The organism is Ruegeria sp., from assembly GCF_965221235.1.
In the GTDB taxonomy this organism is placed as follows: domain Bacteria; phylum Pseudomonadota; class Alphaproteobacteria; order Rhodobacterales; family Rhodobacteraceae; genus Ruegeria.
Genome location: NZ_CBDCRS010000004.1, coordinates 1,304,201 through 1,322,373, shown reverse-complemented (window position 1 = coordinate 1,322,373; position 18,173 = coordinate 1,304,201). Strand labels below are relative to the sequence as shown.

Below are 18,173 nucleotides of genomic sequence, written 5' to 3'. Positions count from 1 at the left end.
GGTGCTGAAATTGCACCTGGCCAACCCGTTTGATTTTGATCCGTACAACCTGAAATTGGCTGTAACGAAACCGAAGTGGGCAGCCGGTTCATCACGTTCAAAGCAATCAATTGTGATTGTGCAAAGGCGAATAGGTTCTGTTCAGATATGCGCAGAAGCAGCTCGCGGATCGGGTTTGAATGCGGTCACGAACTCCACCACCTTTTTCTCCGCCATCTCACAAGGGCGCAACAAAGCGCCGCTGTCGCGGGTTAGATAGAGATTCAGGCTGATATAGTCGCCGCCGCCGAGTTCATGCGCCACCAGCTTGTGGGACTTGCCCCCTGCCAAGTTTGTGCGGCTGACAACGTACTTCCGCCCATTGCTCTGACCTGTACAAGTCCCCGTCGGGATAGCAAAAAAGGCGGTTAGAAAGGTGTCAGAGGCGCTCAAGACTGACCTATTTTGGGCTCGGTCCCGGCCCTGATCCGCGCCACGTTTGCGCTGTGCCGCCAGTAGACCAACAAGGTCAGGACCGCGCCCAGCAGGAATGGTGTGCCATCCGTCAGCACCATCACCCAGATGGTCGACAGCGCCGCAGCTGCCAATGCCGCCAGCGACGACATCCGCCAGATCGCGGCAGCCACAAGCCAGGTCAGGCAGCAGGCCACGCCCACCCGCCAGTCCAGCGCCAGCCACAGGCCCAGAAATGTGGCCACACCCTTGCCGCCCTTGAACCCAAGCCAGACGGGAAAACAGTGGCCCAGAAAGGCCATTAGGGCGGCGATCTGGGCTGCGTCCTCTCCGGCCAGCGCCCGTGCCAGCAACACGGCAACCAACCCTTTTCCACCGTCAAAGATCACGGTCAGCGCGGCTGCGGTCTTGTTGCCGGTGCGCAGTACATTGGTGGCCCCGATATTGCCCGAGCCAATATCGCGCAGATTGCCCAGCCCCATCAGCTTGGCAAAGACCATGCCAAAAGGGACCGACCCCATCAGATAGCCCAGCACCGCCCAGAGGATCAGTTGGGTCGTCGTCGCGTCAAATGCGGGCATCAGGATCTCCGGTATACTTCTGTTCCTGCCACGTAGGTTGCCGTGACCTTACCCTGCATCCGCTGGCCGTCAAACGGTGTGTTCTGGGATTTCGACTTTAACGAGAACCGGTCCAGCACAAAGGGCACATCCGGGTCGAACAGCACCAGATCGGCGGGTGCGCCCTCGGTCAGACGGCCCTGTTCCAGCCCCAGCCGTTTCGCCGGGTTCAGCGACATCGCCCGGAACAGGGTTGGCAGGTCCAACTGATCCGCGTGATACAGGCGCAGTGCGGCAGGCAGCAGCGTTTCCAGCGCCACCGCGCCCGAGGCCGCCTCTTCAAACGGCAGGCGCTTGCTTTCCTCGTCCTGCGGTGTGTGCATCGAGCTGATGATGTCGATCAGCCCGCTCCGCACGGCTTCGATCACCGCTTGCCGGTCACCTTCCGACCGCAGCGGCGGCTTGACCTTGAAGAAGGTGCGATAGTCAGCGACGTCCAACTCGTTCAGCGTCAAGTGATGGATCGAAGTGCCCGCAGTGATATCCAGCCCATTGCGTTTAGCACGTTCCAGCGCTGGCAGGGCGCGCGTGGTGGTGATCTGGTCGGCGTGGTACTTGGCTCTGGTCATCTCAAGCAAAGCGATGTCGCGGTCCAGCCCCATCCGCTCGGCCATAGGCGAGACGGCGGGCAACCCGCGCAGGGTGGCGAACTTGCCACTGGTGGCGGCCGCGCCAGAGCTGAGGCCGGGTTCCTGCGGATGAGCGATGACTAAGGCTCCGCAAGAACGCGCGTAAGTCAGCGCGCGCGAAAACACTTTGGTATTGGCGATGACATGGTCGCAGTCGGTAAAGGCCACCGCACCGGCATCTTGCAGAAAGCCGATCTCTGTCATCTCACGGCCTTCACGGCCTTTGGTCAAGGCGGCCATGGGCAGCACGTTCACCGGAGCGTCCGCCTGCGCACGACGGGTCACAAATTCCAGCGTTTCCGGCGTGTCGATGGCCGGGCTGGTGTCGGGGCGGGTAACGATGGTGGTCACGCCGCCGGCGGCAGCGGCCAGACCGGCGGATTTGTAGCTTTCCTTGTGCCGCTCACCGGGTTCGCACACCTTGACGCCAATATCGACGATGCCGGGGGCCAGACACTGGCCTTTGCAATCGACGACTTGTGCGTCCGAGGCGGGCGCATCGCCTTCTCCGCGCGCCGTGATCCGACCGTCAGCCACCTGTAGCCAGCCCAGGGCGTCAGTGCCGGTTTCAGGGTCGATCAGGCGGGCGTTGGTGAAGATCAGGTTGGTCATGCCATGGCCCTTTCGATAGCGGCTTTGGTGGCGGCCGGGTTCGCCTGGTATTTTATCAGGTGCTTGTCGCCACCCTTGGTGACGATCTGGATGAAACTGCCCATGGTGTTGACGGTTTCGATCTGGTTCAGCGCCACTTTGCGCGGGCCGGGGCCAGAGAGAGTGGTTTCGGTCATCTCCCACGTCGCGACCAGTTCTTCGGACGCCAGATACCACGCGCGCAAGCCAACAGCGGCAAGGCCCGCGGGTGCGCCGGTCCAAGGGTAAGGATTGCCGACCAACCACAGAACGACCATCGCACCTGCCATCGCAAATGCGGCCAGCCATGCGTTGGTGCGAATGTAGGTCGCCTTGTCAGGGGAGAAGATCACAGGACCAGCCATAGGATGCCTCCGATGGCCAGCAAGATAACCAGCGCCAGAACGGCCGAACCGATGCGGCGGGGTTTGTCACTGTTCGGTGCGGGTTGTGCGGCGGAATAGGGCTTGGCGCTTTCGGTTTTGATCGGCCCACCGGTCCAATTGGTGGCTTCTTCGGTGAAAGGGCCGAACAGGTGCAAACGCCGGTCGGGGACGATAGTGGCCGCGCGACCGCCAAACGCGGCGCTGCGGACCACCATCACCCAGCCGGAAATAGCTTCAAGCGCCCTGCGGTCCAGTTGATCTGCGGACACGCCGCAGCCTTCGTTCAGGTAGCCATAAAGCCCAAGGTCTTCGAGGTCCGAGACCGGGAAGACGTCGATCTGATCCGCGTCCAACCCGGAAACGCCCAGAACCTGATCGGCAGCACCGGGTTCGCGCAGGAACTTGGCCTCTTCCGGGCGCATGTTCAGCGCGAACAGGCGAATTACACCGCGTTCGTGGGGGGCGACGGTCAGATCGCTCATGCGGCCTCACGCAGGTTGCGGGCCAGCAGATCCATTGCGGCCATGCGTACGGCGACGCCCATCTCGACCTGCTCCTGAATGACGGATCGGTTAATGTCATCGGCCAGCGTGCCGTCAATCTCGACCCCGCGGTTCATCGGGCCGGGATGCATGACGATGGCGTCGGGCTTGGCCAGCGCCAGCTTGGCCGCGTCCAGCCCGTAGCGGTGGTAATATTCGCGTTCCGAGGGGATAAAGCCGCCATCCATCCGCTCTTTCTGAAGGCGCAGCATCATGACAACGTCGACGTCCCGAAGGCCCTCGTTCATGTCGTCGTAGATCTCGGCCCCGAACTCGGCGAAATGACCGGGAACCAGCGTTGGCGGGCCAATCAGGCGGATGCGGTTTTCCATCTTGCCCAACAGGATCAGATTCGAGCGCGCCACGCGGGAATGGGCTACATCCCCACAAATTGCGATGTTCAAACGGTGCAGCCGACCCTTAGCGCGGCGTATGGTCAGAGCGTCCAGCAGGGCCTGCGTCGGGTGCTCATGCTTACCGTCACCCGCGTTCAGCACAGCGCAGTTCACCTTCTGAGCCAGCAGATCGACTGCACCGGAATGCGGGTGCCGCACCACCAGCAGGTCAGGATGCATCGCGTTCAGGGTCATTGCCGTATCAATCAGCGTTTCACCCTTTTTGATGGAACTGGCCTGCATCGCCATGTTCATCACATCCGCGCCCAGACGCTTGCCTGCGATCTCAAAACTGGCCTGCGTGCGGGTGGAATTTTCGAAGAACATATTGATCTGCGTCAGCCCCGACAGCACATCAGAATGCTTGGTCGACTGCCGGTTCATGTCGACATATTTCTCGGCCAGATCGAGGATGGCAGTGATATCGGATTGCGACAGATGCTCGATGCCAAGAAGGTGACGATGGGCGAAACGCATGGGCGGGCTCCTGTCTGACAATCGGGCCGCTTATAGGAAGCCGCGCCGCCGCTGGCAACCTAAGGATCGGACCCTTCGGGCAGTTTCTCGCATCCGCCCTCGGGCAGGCATTGCTCGCCGGGTTTGCACCACTTGCCATAGCCGCAGTCGATCGCCTTGATCGGGACGCAACCCTGATGTTCGGAACATTTGAAGCCGGGACGGCATTGCGAGCCGGTTTCCTCGCAGACGAACCAGCCGGGGCGCGAGCATCCTCCGCCCGGCAGGCACGAAGTACCCCCGGTGCAGGTCAGGCCGTCATCGCAAACGGTCTGCAGACCCCTCGTGTCTGAATCCGCCTCAAATCCGGGTCTGATCCGCTCGCATTCGCCCCGCGCACTGCAGGTGGTTCCGCCCGGACAATCGGCGCGTGAGGTGCATCTGTTGGCCCCGGCCGGGGCGCAGCGGGTTCCACCGGCCACACAACGCTCGAACGGGCCGCAGGTGCGTCCACCGCCGCAATAGGTGCCGCCCAGCGGAATGCAGTGGCCATCAAAGCTGCACCTTTGCCCGGCTGAACAGCAGCGGCTGCCGCATTGGAACTGACCGGCGCGACACTGGCTGTTGCGGTCGAAGAGTTGCGCAAAAGATGGACCGCTGAGCGGGATCAGCAGCAGGGAAATCAAAAGGAATCGCAATAGAACAGTCATGAACACGTCAATGGTCGGTGCGACGGGTCGCCCGATCAAGGTCTATTCGCTTTCCCTCGGTCAAAAGCTGGTTAGATTGAGGGGTATGGAATCGGGTCTGGACTATCACTCCGCGCGGGCTCTGCTGGAATGGCAGATCGAGCTGGGCGCAACGGATGCAATCGGCGATGCGCCGGTTGACCGGTATGCGTTGCCCGATACCACGCCCAAAGCCAAGAAGCCTGCTGCCGTGCAGGCCGCGCCGGAGAAACCGCAGAAGGTCGATCCGGTTCAGGTGGCGAAAGCCGCCGCGCAAGGGGCCGCGTCACTAGATCAGCTGCGCGCGGCCATGGATGCGTTTGAACTTTGCGAGTTGAAACGCGGTGCGCGGCAGTTGGTGTTTGCCGACGGCACGCAGGGCGCGCGGGTGATGATCGTTGGTGAGGCTCCGGGCCGTGAGGAAGACCGGGAAGGCAAGCCCTTTGTCGGCCGTGCCGGGCAGTTGCTGGACCGAATGTTGGCGGCGATTGATCTGGATCGCACGAAAAACGTCTATATTACCAACGTGCTGCCATGGCGGCCTCCGCAGAACCGTGATCCCAAACCCGAAGAGATCGGGATGATGAAACCGTTCCTGGAACGGCACGTGGCGCTGGCCAAGCCCGAGGTTCTGGTAATCATGGGTAATGTCAGCTGTCAGGCTGTGCTAGGCAAACGCGGCATCACCCGGCTGCGCGGGAAATGGGAGCAGGCGTTGGACCTGCCGGTTATCCCGATGTTCCACCCGGCCTACCTGCTGCGCCAGCCGCAGATGAAACGGCAGGCCTGGGCGGATTTGCTGGAACTGAACGCCCGGTTGGAGGGCAAATGATGCGCATTTTGGCGTTTTCCGACCTGCATATGGCGCGCAACCGCGCGGCGGAGGTCGTGGCCGCCAGCACCGAGGCTGATCTGGTGATCGGCGCCGGAGACTATTGCAACATGCGTCAGGGTCTGGACGAGGCGATGGAGATGCTAACGGGTATCAACGCGCCCTTGGTGCTGATCCCGGGCAATGCCGAAAGCGCAGGCGAGTTGATCGACGCGGCACCTGAGGGCGTGCATGTGCTGCACGGGACCGGGATGACGCTTGATGGTTTGCGCCTGTTTGGGCTGGGCTATGGTGTGCCCCCCACGCCCTTTGGCGACTGGTCCTGTGACATGACCGAGGCCGAGGCCACCGAATTACTGGATCGTTGTGATGGCGCGGATGTCCTGATTGCGCATTCGCCGCCCAAAGGGCATGGCGATGTCACCTCGATGGGCGATGCGGTGGGGTCGGTGGCCGTGCGTGACGCAATCGAACGGGTTCAGCCGCACTTCGCGTTTTGCGGCCATATCCATGACAGCTGGGGTTATCGCGGCACAATTGGCCGCACACAGATCGCCAATCTTGGCCCCCGCGTAAACTGGTTTGAGGTTTCCTGATGATAGAAACGGTAACGCTTCTGGCGTTCATCCCGGCAGCTCTGGCGCTGAATTTTACCCCCGGCGCGGATATGATGTTCTGCTTTGGTCAGGGGCTGCGGTCAGGATCGCGACCGGCTCTGGTGGCCAGTGCGGGGATTTCTTTGGGGCTGATGGTCCATGTGCTGCTCGCCGGACTGGGTCTGGGCGCGGCAGTGAACAGCCTGCCTTGGCTGTTCGATGTGATCCGCTGGATGGGGGTGGCTTATCTGCTCTATCTCGCGTGGGGCGCGATCCGCAACGGAGCGGTATCCGCAGATGCGCCAACAAAACCCGCAAGTCACGCGTTTCGGGATGGAATGGTGGTGAACCTGACCAACCCCAAGGTCATCCTGTTCGTGCTGGCGTTCATCCCGCAATTCGTGAACCCGGCCTCCGGCCCGATCCTGCCGCAGTTTCTGATCTTTGGCATCATCATTGCGCTGGGCGGCTTTATCGTAAACGGGCTGGTCGGAGTGTTTGCCGGAGGCGCAGGAAAGGTGCTGATTTCGAACCCGCGCGCCTCTCGGATCATGGGCTGGGTAACGGGTGGGATTTTCACCGCCCTCGCCGTCCGGCTTGCCATCATGGAAAGGGCCTGACGCCGCATGTCGCGTATTGACGAAACTATGGAATTCATCCCGGTTCGGATCGCGGTTCTGACCGTCTCGGATACTCGGACGCTGGACGAGGATCGCTCGGGTCAGACACTGGTCGATCGGATCGAACGCGCGGGCCATGAGCTGGTCGACCGCAAGATCATCCGCGATGAGCGTAATGAAATCGCAGCCCAGCTGCGACTTTGGGCGGGTGATCCGGGAATTGACGTTGTGATCTCGACCGGCGGCACCGGCCTGACGGGGCGCGACGTGACGGTCGAAGCGCATCGGGATGTCTATGAGAAAGAGATTGAGGCATTCGGAACCGTTTTCACCCTGATTTCCATGGAGAAAATCGGCACATCCGCCGTGCAGTCCCGCGCCACAGGTGGTGTGGCAGGAGGCACCTATCTGTTTGCGCTGCCCGGCAGCCCCGGTGCGTGCAAGGACGCGTGGGATGGGATTCTGGAAAAACAGCTCGATTATCGCCATCGTCCCTGCAATTTCGTGGAAATAATGCCCCGATTGGACGAACATCTGCGACGGAAGTAGACTGGTCTTACGTTCAACACTTCATAACCGCTTTGTGGCTTGGCATTTTTTTCTGTCCAGCTACCTTTTGCGGGTGGCAGCCTGACGCGACCGGGGTGAGTAATTAATGCGATTTCTGAGGCAAAGCCTTGTAGGTGTGTTTCTGGCGTCTTTGACGCTGGCGCTGCTGTTTGTTGCCGTTCAGATGATTGTTGGCGCCGTGCAAGAGGTGCTGAACCGCGACGAGGACCCGCCCGAAGCACGAGAGCGCGTGTTTGCCGTCAGTGTACGCCCCGCTGAACCGGAAACCGTTACCCCGTATCTTGACGCGTTTGGCGAGGTTCAAAGCCGCCGACGTTTGGAACTGCGCGCGGCGCTGGGCGGCCGTGTGGTTGCGCTGGCCGACGATTTTGAGGATGGCGGCTTTGTCTCGGCGGACGAAGTGCTTGTGGAACTGGACCCGGCAGACGCGCAATCGGCGCTGGACCGTGCCAAATCTGACCTGTTGGATGCGCAGTTTGAAGAACGTGACGCTGAACGGTCCCTTCTGCTGGCGCAGGACGAATTGAACTCGGCTGAAGCGCAGGCCGATTTGCGGGGCCGGGCGCTGCAACGGCAGCAGGATTTGCAAAGCCGCGGCGTCGGAACACCTGCTGCGGTGGAAGAGGCCGAGCTGGCCAAAGCCGTGGCCGAACAAGCCGTTCTGGCGCGGCGGATTGCACTGGCGCAGGCAGAATCGCGGGTGGATCAGGCGACCACGCTGCTGGCCCGCGCCCGTATCGCGTTGGAGGCCGCCGAACGTGATTTGAACGACATGACCATCCGCGCCCGCTTTGCCGGAACACTGACGGATGTGACGTTGGTCGAAGGGCGGTTGGTTGCTGCCAATGAAAAGCTGGCCGAACTGGTAGACCCACATGCGCTTGAAGTGGCCTTCCGTGTCTCAACCGCGCAGTTCGTACGGCTGCTGGACGGTCAGGGCGACCTGATCAACGCGCCGGTGACTGTGTCGCTTGAGGTCACGGGCACCGATCTGACGGCCACGGGGCGTATCAGCCGCGACAGTGGCTCGGCGGGTGAGGGGCAGACGGGGCGGCTGATCTACGCACGGCTGGACGATGCGCCGGGGTTCAAACCGGGCGATTTCGTCACCGTATCGGTGCAAGAACAACCTTTGGACAATGTGGTGCGCCTGCCTTCGTCAGTTCTGGACGCGGTCGGCACTGTGCTGGTGCTGGGTGCGGATGACCGGCTTGAGGCGCTGCCGGTGCAGCTGATCCGCCGTCAGGGCGACGAAGTTCTGTTGCGCGGGCAGGGGCTGGCCGGGCGCGAAGTGGTCATTGGCCGCACGCCGCTACTGGGCGCGGGGGTCCGTGTCCGACCGCTGCGGGTTGAGGCGAATGCCGGGGCCGAGGCTGGCATGGTGGAACTGTCGGATGAGCAACGCGCCGATCTGATGGCGCGGGTCAAGGCCAGCGACGGGGTTCCGCAGGACGAAAAGGCCCGGATGCTGGGCCAGCTGGAAGAAGCCAGAGTCCCGGCATCTCTGGTTCGCCGGATTGAAAACCGGGCAGGGGGCTAAGCGCCATGATGCGCGAGATCCCCGGCGCGGCAGGTGGTATCCTCAGCTATTTCACACGGCACCGGACGGTGGCCAATCTGCTGTTGCTGGTCATGCTGGTCCTGGGTGCGGCGGCGATCCCAAATATGCGGGCGCAGTTTTTTCCCGATGTCATTCTCGAGCGGGTGGACGTCAACGTAGAATGGGACGGCGCGGGGCCTGAGGACGTCGATAACGGCATCGTTCAGGTGCTGGAACCCGCGCTGCTTGCGGTTGAAGGCGTAGCAAGCACAACCTCGACCTCGCGCGAGGGGTCGGCGCGTATCCGCATGGAGTTCGAGCCCAACTGGGACATGTCGCGCGCCGTCGAAGAGGTCAGAACCGCTGTCGACGGGGTTACAAGCCTGCCAGAAGATTCCGAAGAGCCGACGATCCGGCGTGGGGCCTGGCGGGATCGGGTGACAGATGTGGTCGTCACTGGCCCGGTCGCCCCGGACCAGCTGGCCATGTTCACCGACGAGTTGATCAACCGCCTGTTCGCAGTGGGTGTGACCCGCACGACGATCCGAGGTCTGGCCGCGCCCCGCGTGGTGGTCGAGGTTCCTACTGCGCAGCTGATCGCTAATGATATCACCCTGTCTGACATCGCCGCAGCCATCGCGGGTGAGGTCACGGCCAACCCGGCAGGCGACGTAACCGGCGCCAATGCCCGCATCCGCACCGGCACGGAAAAGCGCACACCCGAAGAAATCGAGGGCATCGCCCTGCGCAATTTCGAGGACGGCTCAAAGCTCTATATCGGGGACGTCGCACAGATCTATGTCGAAGGCGTGAACCGCAACCGGAGCTATTTTGTCGGTGACAGTCCGGCCATGTCTATCCGCGTCGACCGGTCCAACCTAGGGGATGCCATCGAAATTCAGGTGACGGTTCAGGATGTGGTTGCGGAAATGCAGGCCAGCCTGCCTGCCGGTGTCACGGTCGAACTGATCCGAACCCGGGCGCAGGCGATCACTGATCGTCTGGACATCCTGATCGACAACGGCCTTGTCGGTCTGGGGCTAGTGGTCTGTCTGCTGTTTTTGTTCCTGAATGCCCGTATCGCCTTTTGGGTTGCTGCCGGTATCCCGGTGGCGATGTCCGCCGCCATTGCGCTGATGTATCTTGGCGGGTTGTCGATCAACATGGTTTCGCTGTTCGGGCTGATCATTACGCTGGGCATTGTCGTGGATGACGCCATCGTGGTGGGTGAACATGCAGATTTCCGGGCGCGGCGTCTGGGTGAACCACCCGTTGTGGCCGCAGAACGCGCGGCGCGGCGCATGGCAATGCCGGTCTTTGCCGCGACCCTGACCACCGTGATCGCCTTTTTTGGCCTGACCGCGATTGGTGGCCGGTTCGGAGAGTTGATCCGCGACATTCCCTTCACCGTGATCGCCGTTCTGATCGCTTCATTGATCGAGTGTTTTCTGATCCTGCCCAACCACATGGCCCATGCCATAGCGCATTCGGCCAAGGAACATTGGTATGACCTGCCCAACAGAGTGGTGAACAGGGGATTTCGCTGGGTTCGCGATCATCTGTTCCGACCGCTGATAGGCTGGGTGGTCTGGGCGCGCTATGTGGTTGTGGCCGTGATGGTCGTGTTTCTGGCCAGTCAGATTGCGTTGTTTATTCGCGGCGACGTGAACTGGCGCTTTTTCAACGCGCCCGAGCGCGGATCGGTCACGGGCAACTTTATCATGGTCGAGGGCGCAACCCGCGACGACACGCTTGCCATGATGCGCGAGTTGCAGCGCGCGACCGAGGAATTGGGCCAGATCTACGAAGAACGTCACGGGCGAAACCCCATCGACTATGTGCTTGCCGAAGTTGGCGGTACGGCCGGATTTGGCCTGTCTGCGGCTGAGGGCAAGGATGCTGATCTGCTCGGTGGTATCTCGATAGAACTGATTGACGCCGATCTGCGCCCCTATTCCAGCTTTGAATTCGTCGGCGAGTTGCAGGAATTCGTTCCGCGCCATCCAAAGGTCGAGCTGCTCAGCTTCCGTGGCTGGCGATCCGGTCCCGGCGGCGACGCGATTGAGGTCAATTTCTATGGCGCTGATGTAGACACGCTCAAAGCCGCGTCCGAAGACTTGCAGGCCGAGCTGTCCAAATACCCTGAGGTTTCGGCGCTGGAGGACACTCTGGCCTATGACAAGGAAGAGTTCATTCTGGACCTGACCGCGCAGGGTCAGGCATTGGGCTTTACGATTGATACGCTGGGCCGCGTGCTGCGCAATCGGTTGAACGGGATAGAGGCCGCGACCTTCCCCGACGGCCCCCGCAGTGCCGAAATTCGGGTAGAACTGCCCGAAAACGAACTGACTGCCGATTTCCTCGAGCGCACCCTGATGCGGACGCCGGACGGGGTCTATGTGCCTCTGGCTGATATTGTCTCGGTCCAGCGCAAGTCGGGCTTTGCCACCATCCGTCGCGAAAATGGCCTGCGAGTGGTCACGGTGAACGGAGATATCTCAGAGGATGATCCGGCCCGCGCGACCGAGATCACGCGCGCAATGAGCGAAGAGATTCTGCCCGAAATTGCGGCGCAACGGCAAATCGAATGGCAGATGTCCGGCCTGAGCGAGCAAGAGAACGAGTTCCTAGCCGAAGCACGCACTGGCCTAATCTTGTGCCTGACGGGCATCTATTTGGTGCTGGCCTGGGTTTTTGCCAGCTGGTCGCGGCCTTTGGTGGTGATGGCGATCATCCCCTTCGGCCTGGTCGGCACGATCTGGGGTCATTACATCTGGGACGTGCCGCTCAGCATGTTTACTGTCGTTGGGCTGTTGGGGATGACGGGGATTATCATCAACGATTCAATTGTGCTGGTGACGACGATTGACGGCTACCAGCAAGAGCGTGGGCTGTTACCCTCGATTGTCGAAGGCACGGCCGACAGGTTGCGGCCGGTGATGCTGACGACGCTGACAACGGTTCTGGGCCTGACACCGCTGCTGTACGAGGGTTCGCAACAGGCGCAGTTTCTGAAGCCGACGGTGATCACGTTGGTCTATGGGTTGGGCTTCGGAATGCTGCTGGTGCTGTTGCTGGTGCCTGCTCTGCTGGCCATTCTGAACGACCTGTCGCGCCCGATGACTGCCATGCGTCGCGCCCTGCGCGCGCCCGAGCGGTTTGTGCAGGGGGCGATCACCACGACCGGGCTGGTCCTGTTGTCATGGTTCGGAGTCACGATGGTGTGGCCTGCGATAAGCGGCGGACCGCCTGGTTTGCTGGCGGCTCTTTATGGGGATGAGGATGGTCTTGCCGCCCTGCAAATGGGATTAGGTGCGTTTTTTGCCGGAGCGCTGGTGATCCTGTTGCTGAGCGTTGTAGTCTCAAGCCTGCTTTACGTGCGCCTGCGGGGACGGGCGGTTTAACGCGGGCGCAAAGCAGTTTCCAGCAGATCGACGACCCGTGCGCTCATCTCCAGATCGCCTTGCCGGATTTGCTCAACCGGGTACCAGCGCGCATCCAGCGCATCATCTCCGGCGATCGGCGAACCAGAGGTATATTGGCAGGCGACACCCACCAGCAGGTAATGCGTTTGCACCTTCCCCTGATCGTCGTGACGCAACAGGTCCAGATTGTCGAGATAATGCAATGGCTCCGCAAGGACCGAGGTTTCCTCGTGCAGTTCTCGTTGGGCGGCCTGCATGACAGTTTCGCCCCATTCCACATGCCCGCCGGGAAACCCCCAGAGCCCTGCATCAGGTTGCTTGCTGCGCTGCACCAGTAGGACATGCGCGTCATGAATGACGACGGCCAGCGCACCGATCTTGGGGGTCTGGCTCATCAGGTCAACCCGCGTCGCATCCCTGAATATCTACCGCGTGGTTTGCGCCCAGCACCGTGATACGGATTTCCGAGCGGTCCAGCGCAAACGGATCACCCGAGGCGCTGACCACCTCGGCCGTCGCCACCAGCGTATCGCCCTGACGGGTGGTTTCGGGTTGTGAGGCCCAAAGCGTCGGGTTGCCCGGTTCGATCACGGTGATCTCTTGCCCACCAGCCGAGGGCATGGTCACGCGCGCTTCGATCTTCATCCCGTCCGACGAAGGGCTCAGGCGGCAGCTTGCGGCGCTTACACGGGCTTCTTTCGCGGAGTAGGGGCGTTGAGCCAGCGCGGCGGCGATGGCCGGGTTGCGCGCCGCGTCGGCATTTAGCGTGTGGTCGAAATTCAGCTGCTCGGGAATGCAGACGTCCTTGCAGACGCCCAGATCCATTTCGCCGCGCAGTCGCACCGGCTTGGCGGGGTTCCGCGGAGTAATTTCAACCGGCAGCACCAGCTGATCCTCGTACCCGATGGATTGCAGGCCATTCTGCACAAACACGTCAGGCGCGGGCCATGTGATCGACACGTCCCCCACGTTTTGCGAGCCGTTCCAGTCAAACTGCGGCGGGATACCGGCATCGCCGGGCGCGCGCCAATAAGTCTTCCACCCGTCTTTCAGAGTCAGCCGCATGGCCCCCAGGTAGGTGCCTTTGGCGGTGCGCCCGCCATCGAGAACGTCCAGATGCACAACGCCATCCCCCACCTGTGCCTGCACAGGTGCAGTCAGGCAAAAACAGGCGGACAGGGCGGCAGCGGTGGATGCAAGATAACGCGTCATACCCAATAAATGCGCGGTCCGGCCGGCGATTCCAAGTCACGTTCAGGTCACTGGGATGAAATCTTCGGAATTTTGCGCTGATCCCTTGCCAATCCCTGTCTGCCAAGGCCATTGTTTAGGGGAGATTTGCAAGAGATGATAGCTTATGGACCTGACCGGGAAATTGTTGATTGCGATGCCGGGCATGGGTGATCCGCGGTTCGATCATTCGGTGGTTTACATGTGCAGTCACGGCGATGACGGCGCGATGGGGCTGATCGTCAACAAACCGTCGGATCTGCGAATCAAAACCTTGCTTGAGCAACTCAACATCGCCTGCCGCGTCCCGGTTGTGGGCGAGCGGCTAGTGCATTTCGGTGGTCCGGTCGAGATGTCGCGCGGCTTTGTCCTGCACAGCGCGGATTACGAAGCCAACCTGCATTCGATGCAAATCTCCGAAGATTTCAGCATGACCGCGACGCTGGATGTGCTGGAAGATCTGGCTTCGGGGTGTGGCCCGCTGAATTCCACTCTGGCCTTGGGGTATTCGGGCTGGGGTCCCGGCCAGCTGGAGGATGAGATTGCCATGAATGGCTGGCTGACCACCGATGCAAGCCAGAAACTGGTTTTCGACGTGCCGGATGATGAGAAATGGGAGGCCGCCCTGGCCACTCTGGGCGTTGACCCGTTGACCTTGTCGGCCAGCGCTGGGCGCGCCTGATCAGCTGTCTCGCGGCGCGGCTGCGCGGCGCAGGCGGTCATTGATGGCTGCACCTAAACCATGATCCGGGATCGGTGTGACGGCAATCGGGCGGCCCGTAGTGTTGAGCCTGTGCAGGGCCGAGAACAGATTGGCGGCGGCTTCGGTCAGGTTGGCATCCTCGGACAGGTTCAGATCGCAGCTGACCGGGCCGAAGCCCAGCAAAACCTCGTCGCCCTGCGCCGTTTGGGCGTTCAGCCGCACCGGCGCGTCCGGCGCGTAATGCGATTGCAACTGGCCTGGCGCGGTCAGAAGGTCTCCGGCCTGATGCAGGTGCAGTTGTGTGTTCAGGGTGGCCTCGATCTGTTCCAGTGCGACACCGCCGGGGCGCAGCAAAGCGGGCTCTCCGGCCAATCCGACAATGGTGGATTCAAGGCCAACGCCGCAGGGTCCGTCATCCAGAATCGCGGCGATGCGCCCGTTCAGCCCATTGCGCACATGCTGGGCCGTTGTCGGGCTGATCTGGCCCGAGGGGTTCGCCGAAGGGGCTGCCACCGCCCCGTCAAACTCGGACAGAAGCGCCCGAGCTGTGCCATGCGCAGGCACCCGCACCGCCAATGTGTCCAGCCCTGCCGTCACCAGTTGCGAAATGCCATGTCCCGCACGCAGCGGCAGAACCATGGTCAACGGGCCGGGCCAGAACGCGGCGGCCAGAGCCTCGGCCCGGTCGGACCATTCCACAAAGCGTTGCGCCGCCTCGACCGAAGCCACATGCGCGATCAGCGGGTTAAAGCTGGGTCGTCCCTTGGCCGCATAGATGCTGGCCACGGCCTCGTCATTGCGGGCATCGCCGCCCAGCCCATAGACCGTCTCGGTCGCAAAGGCGACCAGCAGCCCCTGCCGCAGCAGATCCGCTGCTTGTGCGATTCCGCCCGGATCGGCGGCCAAATCCAAAGTGCCGTTGGGGATCATATCTGGTGACGCCGCGTTTTGATTGCTTGTAGCCTAGGGCCGGTTACGTATTCGATTAATCAAGGATGCATAAAGGCGGGTGTTGAAATTTCCAACCCCAGCCGCGAAAACCAGTCAGACAACCCCGAGGGAAGCCATGCCATACCGCGCGCCCATCTCCGATTATGAATTGTTGTTCCGCCACGTGGTCGGATTCGACCAGATTGCGGCGACCGAGAAATTTGCAGAAGCCAGCGAGGACGTGGTCAGCGCGATCCTGACCGAGGCAGGCAAGATGTGCGAAGAGGTGATGGCCCCGCTGCAACGCCCAGGCGATCTGGAACCGGCGCGATTGGAAAACGGTGTGCTGCGGACCTCTCCGGGCTATGCCGATGGCTGGAAAGCGATTGCCGAAGGCGGCTGGATCGGGATGAGCGGTGATCCTGACTATGGCGGTATGGGCCTGCCGATGGCTGTCACCACTGCGGTGAACGAGATGATGTCAGCCGCTTGCCTGTCGCTGCAACTGGCACCGTTGATGACGCAGGGCCAGATTGAGGCGTTGGAGCATCACGCCGGCGATGAGTTGAAGGCGCTCTACCTGCCTAAGATGATGGCCGGTGACTGGGCCGGAACAATGAACCTGACCGAGCCGCAGGCAGGGTCGGATGTCGGTGCGCTGACCTCGAAGGCTGAGGCGAATGGCGATGGCACTTACGCTGTGACGGGCCAGAAAATCTTCATCTCGTGGGGCGATAATGATTTCACCGAGAATGTCTGCCATCTGGTTTTGGCGCGCCTGCCGGACGGGGTGCCGGGAACCAAAGGAATCTCGCTGTTTCTGGTGCCGAAATACCTGCCGGATGAAAACGGCAATCCCGGCGTGGCAAACGATCTGAAAGTGGTGTCACTGGAACATAAGATGGGCCTGCACGGTTCACCGACCTGCGTGATGCAATATGACGGGGCAAAGGGCTGGCTTGTCGGGAAAGAGCATGGTGGCATGGCCGCGATGTTCACCATGATGAACAACGCCCGGCTGGGTGTTGGTGGGCAGGGTGTTGGTGCCGCCGAGGGCGCGTATCAACACGCGCTGGCCTATGCGATGGAGCGCAAGCAGGGCAAGACACCGTCCGGCACGATCATTGACCACGCCGATGTGCGCCGGATGCTGATGAGCATGCGCGCCGATACGTTCGCCGCCCGCGCCATCATGCTGGCCAACGCCGCGGCGATCGACATGGGCACCGCAACTGGCGACGCCGATTGGGTCGCGCGTGCGGCGTTGCTGACTCCGATCTGCAAGGCGTTTGGTACGGAAACCGGGATGCGCGTGTCCGAGATCGGGGTTCAGGTGCATGGCGGGATGGGCTTTATCGAAGAAACCGGCGCGGCCCAGTATTACCGCGACGCCCGTGTGACGGCGATTTACGAAGGCACAAATGGCATTCAGGCTATGGACCTTGTGGCCCGTAAGATGATGGATGGGGGCGAGGCGGCCTCGCGCCTGCTGGACGAGATCGAAGATCATGCCGAACAGGCGCGCGCCACTCTGCCGGATTTGGCCGGACCTGTCTGGGAGTCGACCGAGAGCCTGCGCGAAACGACAGAATGGATTGTGGCGCAGTCGGACATGAACGCGCGTTTCGCCGGTGCCGTGCCATATCTGCACGCATTTGCCCGCGTTTTGGGCGCGCATTACCACCTCAAGGCCGCTCTGGCCGAACCGGATGGTTCGCGCTACAAACTGGCGCGTTTCTATATTAACACGCGGTTGCCGGAATACACCGGTCTACTGGCGCAAGCACAAAACGGAGCCGAGGATGTCTACGCTCTCAGCCCCGAAGAACTGATGGCATAATGGACGGCGATACCCCCCTGACGATGAGATACCCGTGGCCCGAACCTCCGGCACCAGGCGAGGCGATCGAAGTTGCAGAGGGGGTGTTGTGGATGCGGCTGCCGCTGCCCATGGCGCTGGATCACGTCAATATCTATGCGCTGGATGATGGCGATGGCTGGACGGTGATTGACACCGGCATGTCCTCGAAAAAGACCCGCCGCATCTGGGAGACATTGATGGCCGGTCCGCTGGGCGGCAAGCCGATCAGACGTGTGGTGGTCACGCATCACCATCCCGATCATGTGGGCAATGCGGGCTGGTTTCAGTCGGAACATGATGTGGAGTTGGTCACGACCCGCACCGCGTGGCTGTTTTCGCGCATGTTGCAGTTGGATGTGCAGGAAAGCTGGCCGCAGGAAACGCTGGACTATTACCGCAGCGCGGGCATGGCCCCCGACATTTTAGCCAAACGGATGACCGAGCGCCCGTTCAACTATTGTGACACAGTTTATCCTATGCCGCTGGGCTTTACCCGGATCAAGCAGGGCAGTGTGATCCGTATGGGCGGGCGTGACTGGGATGTGCACATGGGCAACGGCCACGCCCCTGAACACGCGACCTTCTGGAGCTGCGATGACAATCTGGTCATCACCGGCGATCAGATCCTCAGCTCGATCAGCCCCAATCTGGGTGTCTATGTAACTGAACCTCTGGCCGATCCGGTTGCCGAATGGCTGGAGGCGTGTGAGCGGCTGCAAGGGCTGGCACGGCCCGACCATCTGGCCTTGGGCGGGCACAAATTGCCCTTCACCGGTCTGCCGCTGCGGATGCAGCAGCTGATCGACAATCACCACGGTGCGCTGGAACGGTTGCAGCAATATCTCGATACGCCGAAAACCGCAGCCGAGTGCTTCGTGCCGCTGTTCAAGCGCCAGATCGGTGGCGGCGAGTATGGTCTGGCTCTGGTCGAGGCGGTTGCACATCTGAATCATCTCTACCACATTGGTTCCGTCACCCGGACGCGGCGCGCGGACGGGGCGTGGGAGTTTCAGCGCAAAGGGTAGAG

The 18,173-nt window shown here is 61.6% G+C and carries 19 protein-coding genes; 9 read left to right on the top strand and 10 right to left on the bottom strand.

What is annotated here, in order from left to right:
- Positions 1–141: 141 nt before the first annotated feature.
- From ACOQOY_RS09715 to ACOQOY_RS09685, 7 genes are read right to left on the bottom strand one after another with little or no spacing between them, the layout of a single operon-like run.
- Positions 142–432 (bottom strand): hypothetical protein, encoded by a 291-nt coding sequence (locus tag ACOQOY_RS09715; RefSeq protein ID WP_420585241.1) that lies wholly within the window; start codon positions 430–432, stop codon positions 142–144.
- Positions 429–1,034, bottom strand: a complete 606-nt coding sequence (gene plsY, locus ACOQOY_RS09710) for a glycerol-3-phosphate 1-O-acyltransferase PlsY (RefSeq protein WP_420585240.1) — start codon at positions 1,032–1,034, stop codon at positions 429–431. Before plsY ends, ACOQOY_RS09715 begins: the two co-directional genes overlap by 4 nt.
- The gene (gene pyrC / locus ACOQOY_RS09705; protein ID WP_420585239.1) at positions 1,034–2,314 is read right to left on the bottom strand and encodes a dihydroorotase; all 1,281 of its coding nucleotides are present in this window, start codon (positions 2,312–2,314) and stop codon (positions 1,034–1,036) included. Before pyrC ends, plsY begins: the two co-directional genes overlap by 1 nt.
- A complete protein-coding gene (locus ACOQOY_RS09700) occupies positions 2,311–2,697 on the bottom strand; it encodes a hypothetical protein (RefSeq protein ID WP_420585238.1) in 387 nt (128 codons plus the stop codon). Before ACOQOY_RS09700 ends, pyrC begins: the two co-directional genes overlap by 4 nt.
- Complete coding sequence (locus ACOQOY_RS09695) at positions 2,682–3,200, bottom strand: hypothetical protein (protein ID WP_420585237.1); 519 nt, start codon at positions 3,198–3,200, stop codon at positions 2,682–2,684. The genes ACOQOY_RS09700 and ACOQOY_RS09695 overlap by 16 nt, the downstream gene beginning before the upstream one ends.
- Positions 3,197–4,132, bottom strand: a complete 936-nt coding sequence (locus ACOQOY_RS09690) for an aspartate carbamoyltransferase catalytic subunit (RefSeq protein ID WP_420585236.1) — start codon at positions 4,130–4,132, stop codon at positions 3,197–3,199. The genes ACOQOY_RS09695 and ACOQOY_RS09690 overlap by 4 nt, the downstream gene beginning before the upstream one ends.
- Before the next feature lie 59 nt (positions 4,133–4,191).
- On the bottom strand, positions 4,192–4,821 hold the full coding sequence (locus tag ACOQOY_RS09685) for a scavenger receptor class F, member 2 (RefSeq protein ID WP_420585235.1): 630 nt from the start codon (positions 4,819–4,821) through the stop codon (positions 4,192–4,194).
- A gap of 85 nt (positions 4,822–4,906) precedes the next feature.
- Here ACOQOY_RS09685 and ACOQOY_RS09680 point away from each other — a divergent pair, with 85 nt between their 5' ends.
- From ACOQOY_RS09680 to ACOQOY_RS09655, 6 genes are all read left to right on the top strand, one after another.
- A complete protein-coding gene (locus tag ACOQOY_RS09680) occupies positions 4,907–5,671 on the top strand; it encodes a uracil-DNA glycosylase (RefSeq protein ID WP_420587228.1) in 765 nt (254 codons plus the stop codon).
- A complete protein-coding gene (locus tag ACOQOY_RS09675; protein ID WP_420587227.1) occupies positions 5,671–6,267 on the top strand; it encodes a metallophosphoesterase family protein in 597 nt (198 codons plus the stop codon). Before ACOQOY_RS09680 ends, ACOQOY_RS09675 begins: the two co-directional genes overlap by 1 nt.
- A complete protein-coding gene (locus ACOQOY_RS09670; protein WP_420585234.1) occupies positions 6,267–6,887 on the top strand; it encodes a LysE family translocator in 621 nt (206 codons plus the stop codon). Before ACOQOY_RS09675 ends, ACOQOY_RS09670 begins: the two co-directional genes overlap by 1 nt.
- A gap of 6 nt (positions 6,888–6,893) precedes the next feature.
- Entirely contained in the window at positions 6,894–7,436 is a 543-nt protein-coding gene (moaB, locus tag ACOQOY_RS09665; protein WP_420585233.1) for a molybdenum cofactor biosynthesis protein B, read from the top strand.
- A gap of 106 nt (positions 7,437–7,542) precedes the next feature.
- Positions 7,543–8,997 carry an efflux RND transporter periplasmic adaptor subunit gene (locus tag ACOQOY_RS09660; protein WP_420585232.1) on the top strand — a complete coding sequence of 485 codons (1,455 nt, stop codon included), beginning with the start codon at positions 7,543–7,545 and terminating at the stop codon, positions 8,995–8,997.
- A 5-nt stretch (positions 8,998–9,002) separates the two neighbouring features.
- The gene (locus tag ACOQOY_RS09655; protein WP_420585231.1) at positions 9,003–12,401 is read left to right on the top strand and encodes an efflux RND transporter permease subunit; all 3,399 of its coding nucleotides are present in this window, start codon (positions 9,003–9,005) and stop codon (positions 12,399–12,401) included.
- Here the strand turns inward: ACOQOY_RS09655 and ACOQOY_RS09650 are convergent.
- Positions 12,398–12,817, bottom strand: a complete 420-nt coding sequence (locus ACOQOY_RS09650) for an NUDIX hydrolase (protein ID WP_420585230.1) — start codon at positions 12,815–12,817, stop codon at positions 12,398–12,400. The two genes, ACOQOY_RS09655 and ACOQOY_RS09650, sit on opposite strands and share 4 nt — an antisense overlap.
- Before the next feature lie 4 nt (positions 12,818–12,821).
- The gene (locus tag ACOQOY_RS09645; protein WP_420585229.1) at positions 12,822–13,634 is read right to left on the bottom strand and encodes a protein-disulfide reductase DsbD domain-containing protein; all 813 of its coding nucleotides are present in this window, start codon (positions 13,632–13,634) and stop codon (positions 12,822–12,824) included.
- A 145-nt stretch (positions 13,635–13,779) separates the two neighbouring features.
- Between ACOQOY_RS09645 and ACOQOY_RS09640 the strand changes: the two genes are divergently transcribed.
- Entirely contained in the window at positions 13,780–14,334 is a 555-nt protein-coding gene (locus ACOQOY_RS09640; RefSeq protein WP_420585228.1) for a YqgE/AlgH family protein, read from the top strand.
- Here the strand turns inward: ACOQOY_RS09640 and ACOQOY_RS09635 are convergent, their stop codons facing one another.
- A complete protein-coding gene (locus tag ACOQOY_RS09635; RefSeq protein ID WP_420585227.1) occupies positions 14,335–15,285 on the bottom strand; it encodes an L-threonylcarbamoyladenylate synthase in 951 nt (316 codons plus the stop codon). It abuts the gene before it with no gap.
- Positions 15,286–15,421: 136 nt separating this feature from the next.
- On the opposite strand from ACOQOY_RS09635, the gene ACOQOY_RS09630 reads away from it, so the two are divergent.
- Both ACOQOY_RS09630 and ACOQOY_RS09625 read left to right on the top strand, forming a co-directional pair.
- Positions 15,422–17,125 carry an acyl-CoA dehydrogenase gene (locus tag ACOQOY_RS09630; RefSeq protein WP_420585226.1) on the top strand — a complete coding sequence of 568 codons (1,704 nt, stop codon included), beginning with the start codon at positions 15,422–15,424 and terminating at the stop codon, positions 17,123–17,125.
- The gene (locus ACOQOY_RS09625; RefSeq protein ID WP_420585225.1) at positions 17,125–18,171 is read left to right on the top strand and encodes an MBL fold metallo-hydrolase; all 1,047 of its coding nucleotides are present in this window, start codon (positions 17,125–17,127) and stop codon (positions 18,169–18,171) included. Before ACOQOY_RS09630 ends, ACOQOY_RS09625 begins: the two co-directional genes overlap by 1 nt.
- Positions 18,172–18,173 lie beyond the last annotated feature (2 nt).

Bases quoted from the DNA above. Each gene is read 5' to 3' on its own strand.
- ACOQOY_RS09685 (WP_420585235.1), bottom strand. From the start codon at position 4,821: ATGACTGTTCTATTGCGATTCCTTTTGATTTCCCTGCTGCTGATCCCG.
- ACOQOY_RS09645 (WP_420585229.1), bottom strand. From the start codon at position 13,634: ATGACGCGTTATCTTGCATCCACCGCTGCCGCCCTGTCCGCCTGTTTT.
- moaB (WP_420585233.1), top strand. From the start codon at position 6,894: ATGTCGCGTATTGACGAAACTATGGAATTCATCCCGGTTCGGATCGCG.
- ACOQOY_RS09680 (WP_420587228.1), top strand. From the start codon at position 4,907: ATGGAATCGGGTCTGGACTATCACTCCGCGCGGGCTCTGCTGGAATGG.
- ACOQOY_RS09690 (WP_420585236.1), bottom strand. From the start codon at position 4,132: ATGCGTTTCGCCCATCGTCACCTTCTTGGCATCGAGCATCTGTCGCAA.
- ACOQOY_RS09675 (WP_420587227.1), top strand. From the start codon at position 5,671: ATGCGCATTTTGGCGTTTTCCGACCTGCATATGGCGCGCAACCGCGCG.
- ACOQOY_RS09660 (WP_420585232.1), top strand. From the start codon at position 7,543: ATGCGATTTCTGAGGCAAAGCCTTGTAGGTGTGTTTCTGGCGTCTTTG.
- ACOQOY_RS09670 (WP_420585234.1), top strand. From the start codon at position 6,267: ATGATAGAAACGGTAACGCTTCTGGCGTTCATCCCGGCAGCTCTGGCG.
- ACOQOY_RS09630 (WP_420585226.1), top strand. From the start codon at position 15,422: ATGCCATACCGCGCGCCCATCTCCGATTATGAATTGTTGTTCCGCCAC.
- ACOQOY_RS09700 (WP_420585238.1), bottom strand. From the start codon at position 2,697: ATGGCTGGTCCTGTGATCTTCTCCCCTGACAAGGCGACCTACATTCGC.
- plsY (WP_420585240.1), bottom strand. From the start codon at position 1,034: ATGCCCGCATTTGACGCGACGACGACCCAACTGATCCTCTGGGCGGTG.
- ACOQOY_RS09635 (WP_420585227.1), bottom strand. From the start codon at position 15,285: ATGATCCCCAACGGCACTTTGGATTTGGCCGCCGATCCGGGCGGAATC.
- ACOQOY_RS09650 (WP_420585230.1), bottom strand. From the start codon at position 12,817: ATGAGCCAGACCCCCAAGATCGGTGCGCTGGCCGTCGTCATTCATGAC.
- ACOQOY_RS09625 (WP_420585225.1), top strand. From the start codon at position 17,125: ATGGACGGCGATACCCCCCTGACGATGAGATACCCGTGGCCCGAACCT.
- ACOQOY_RS09640 (WP_420585228.1), top strand. From the start codon at position 13,780: ATGGACCTGACCGGGAAATTGTTGATTGCGATGCCGGGCATGGGTGAT.
- ACOQOY_RS09695 (WP_420585237.1), bottom strand. From the start codon at position 3,200: ATGAGCGATCTGACCGTCGCCCCCCACGAACGCGGTGTAATTCGCCTG.
- pyrC (WP_420585239.1), bottom strand. From the start codon at position 2,314: ATGACCAACCTGATCTTCACCAACGCCCGCCTGATCGACCCTGAAACC.
- ACOQOY_RS09655 (WP_420585231.1), top strand. From the start codon at position 9,003: ATGATGCGCGAGATCCCCGGCGCGGCAGGTGGTATCCTCAGCTATTTC.